Genomic DNA, 1,555 nt, shown 5'->3' on the forward strand with positions numbered 1-1,555 from the left:
CCCTGATCCACCGGCGGCGTCCAGCGGTGTGAGCGTGGCGTAGAACGAGGTGCCCTCTTGAGCAGGGAAGATGTCGATTGCGACGTCGAATCCACCTGTTCACGAGAGGCACCTCGTAAGTGAAACCTTCTCACACGGTCCGGCCTGTCTTCGATGATCCGAATCTGGTGTCGGCAGCGGGCCTGGTCCCCGCGCTGCGGCTTGCCGAGTCGGCCGGCCTGTACGAGCTGCTCGAGGCTGTGACGGTGCCCTCGCCGAACGCGTCGGTGAAGACCTCGAGCGTGGTCGGCGGGATGCTCGCCGGCGCCGACTCCATCGACGACATGGATCTGCTGCGCCACGGCGGTATGGGCCGGTTGTTCGGTGGTGTCCGTGCGCCCTCGACGTTGGGCACGTTCCTGCGCTCCTTCACCCACGGCCACGTCCAGCAGCTCGACAAGGTCGGCGCAGGGCTCCTGGCCGGACTCACTGAGCGGGTGCCGGGCCTGTTCGCCGGTGCGGAGGAGATCGCGTTCCTTGATGTCGACGACACCGTCCGCGAGGTCCACGGCTACGCCAAGCAAGGTGCCGCGTTCGGCTACACCGGCGTGCGCGGCTTGAACCTGCAACTGGCCACGATCTCGACGCCGACCGCTGCGCCGGTGATCGCCCGGGCCCGGCTGCGCAAGGGCAACACCGCATCGGCCACCGGCGTCGGGCGGCTGCTGGCCCAGGCGATCAACACCGCCCGCGCGGCCGGCGTCACCGGTCGGATCCTGGCTCGCGCGGACTCGGCCTACTACGGCTGGGCCTTCGTCGGCACCGCTCTGCGTCACAAGACCTGGTTCTCTGTCACCGCGCGGATGACGCCGAGTGTGACCGCAGCGATCACCAGCATCAGCCCGGATGCGTGGAAGACGATCGAGTACCCGAACGCGGTCTATGACGAGGCCGAGCAGCGCTGGGTCAGCGACGCCGAGGTCGCCGAGGTTCCCTTCGTTGCGTTCACCGGCCGCCGCAAGCGCGAGCACGTGGCCTGCCGTCTGGTCGTGCGCCGGGTCCGCCGACTGCAACCACTGGCCAGCGACGAGACCGAGCAGGGCGAGCTGTTCGCGACCTACCGCCACCACGCCTTCATCACCAACAGCACTGTGGGCACGATCGAGGCCGATCAGCGTCACCGCGACCACGCCCTCATCGAGCAGGTCATCGCCGAACTCAAAGACGGCCCGCTGGCCCACCTGCCGAGCGGAAAGTACGCGGCCAACGCCGCCTGGGTCGCCTGCGCGGTGATCGGGTTCAACATCGCCCGCGCCACCGCCGTCGCAGCCGCGATGCACACCGCCCGATGGGCCACCCTTCGGAGCCGGGTCATCAACATCCCCGCCCGTATCGCCGCCACCGGTCGTCGGCTCGTGCTGCACCTGCCGACCCACTGGCCCTGGGCGCCCGGATGGGAGTCGCTGTGGTCGACCGCAACCGGCCCCCCACACCCGGTCACGACCTGACCACCCAGCCGGCGACGGCACGACCTGAGGACTCAAGTGGAAGAGCCGGATCAGACCGGCGGGTCAGC

General features: G+C 69.2%; 1 protein-coding gene. It reads left to right on the forward strand.

Translation table 11 applies throughout. The features are described from left to right. The first annotated feature begins 119 nt into the window (after positions 1-119). Entirely contained in the window at positions 120-1,487 is a 1,368-nt protein-coding gene (locus QWJ41_RS20690) for an IS1380 family transposase (RefSeq protein ID WP_302710359.1), read from the forward strand. Positions 1,488-1,555 lie beyond the last annotated feature (68 nt).

This window comes from Nocardioides cremeus (genome assembly GCF_030518195.1).
GTDB classification, from domain to species: Bacteria; Actinomycetota; Actinomycetes; order Propionibacteriales; family Nocardioidaceae; genus Nocardioides; species Nocardioides cremeus.